This window comes from Pantoea sp. CTOTU49201 (assembly GCF_032054795.1).
Classification (GTDB): domain Bacteria; phylum Pseudomonadota; class Gammaproteobacteria; order Enterobacterales; family Enterobacteriaceae; genus Pantoea; species Pantoea symbiotica.
In genome coordinates, this window is the sequence record NZ_DAMBSA010000629.1 from 1 (window position 1) to 1,588 (window position 1,588).

Sequence of the window (1,588 nt, forward strand, 5' to 3'; positions counted from 1 at the left end):
GAGCGCATTCGTCAGTACGTTGTGGATTTGGAAATTCCGCATCGCTTTAATGAGAAAGTGTCGACACACGTCACCATTAGCGCGGGAATCGCGCCGATTTTTGACGAAGATTTTGATCAGGCGGTGGCCAATGCCGACCGCGCGCTGTATGTGGCGAAAAATCAGGGACGTAACACCATTTTAGCGTGGGAAGATTTGCCGAAATTGACGCAGGCGAGTGACAACCTGGCGTAAGGTTTTGCTGGTCGCCATGAATGGCGCCCCTACCCAGACCTCGTCAAGCTTTGCCGCATGTGCAGAAATGTTGTTCAAAGTGGCGGGAACGATTATCATTTGTCTCTCGATTCCCGTTATCACTCAGGACCGGCATGGCTATCATCACGCGTCAGGATCATCGCTTTAGCGAACATCCGTTGATCTTTATGCAGAGCGATCGCAGCTTAGCGAGCGCACTGGAAGATCTGATGCGCGATCAACGAAGCTACATGCTGGACAACCTCAAGCTCGGCCAACCGGCACCCGCCGGGACGTTAACGCTGGCCGAGTGGTCCAATCCGCTTCACTATCGCCGCCTGACGCAGCGCTACAGCGACTATCTCTATCGCGATCACCCCGATGTGCAACAGGAAGCTAAGCCGCTGCAGTCACTGTGGGCGCAATGGTATTTTGGTCTGCTGCTGCCACCGCTGATGATGGCGTTATTGCAGGAACCGCGTGCGCTAAACTGCTCGCCGCATCTGATTCACGTTGAGTTCCACGAAAACGGTCATCCGTGCGCTTTCTGGCTGGATGTGCAGGAAGATGACGATGCGCGCTACCTCAATGCCCAGCAGCGTATCGATCGCCTGATTCAGCAATGCCTGATTCCGGCGGTTAACGGCATGACGCAGCACGGTGATATCAATGCGAAGCTCATCTGGAACAACATGGGCTTTTCGTTTTACTGGTTCCTTGGTGAGCTGAAAAACCAGTTGCCGGAAGAGACGATTTTGCAGCTGGAACAGGCGCTGTTTTTTAGCAAATCCCTGCTCGATGGCAGCGATAACCCGCTGTATCGCACCATGATCCCGCGCAATGGCGAAATGGAGCGACGCAGCTGCTGCCAGCGCTATCGCATCCCCGATGTAGAACGTTGTGGTAACTGCACGTTAAAAGCGGTGTAGCACCCGCGCATTCTGTTACAGATTCTCCTTTTCTCCCGTTTACACTTTTCCAGGCTTGTGGCATTTTTTTGGCTCTGTTTTTACCGGAGATAACAATGAGCCTGGAGTCGGTACGGCACTTCTTTGCCGAACATGCACCGGATATCGACATCATCGAGATGCCGGAAAGCACCGCCACCGTTGAGCTGGCCGCACGCGTTCATGGCGTTCAGCCTGGGCAAATCGCCAAAACCCTGTCGCTGAAAGTGAAGGATGCCATCGTGCTGATCGTCACGCGCGGCGATGCGCGTCTCGACAACCGCAAGCTGAAAGCTGCGCTCGGCGCCAAGGCGCGCATGTTAAGCGTGGATGAAGTGGTGAACTGGACCGGACATCCGGTCGGCGGCGTTTGCCCGTTCGGGCTGGAAAATCCGCTGACCATTTAT

3 protein-coding genes are annotated in these 1,588 nt (G+C 54.7%); all 3 read left to right on the plus strand.

The features are described 5' to 3' along the window. Positions 1-234: diguanylate cyclase domain-containing protein (locus tag RTY00_RS24600; protein WP_312666725.1), on the plus strand; the 234-nt coding region annotated here is incomplete at its 5' end. A 134-nt stretch (positions 235-368) separates the two neighbouring features. Continuing rightward, entirely contained in the window at positions 369-1,163 is a 795-nt protein-coding gene (gene fhuF / locus RTY00_RS24605) for a siderophore-iron reductase FhuF (protein ID WP_312666726.1), read from the plus strand. A gap of 95 nt (positions 1,164-1,258) precedes the next feature. Then, on the plus strand, positions 1,259-1,588 hold a 330-nt coding region (locus tag RTY00_RS24610), incomplete at its 3' end, for a YbaK/EbsC family protein (RefSeq protein ID WP_312666727.1).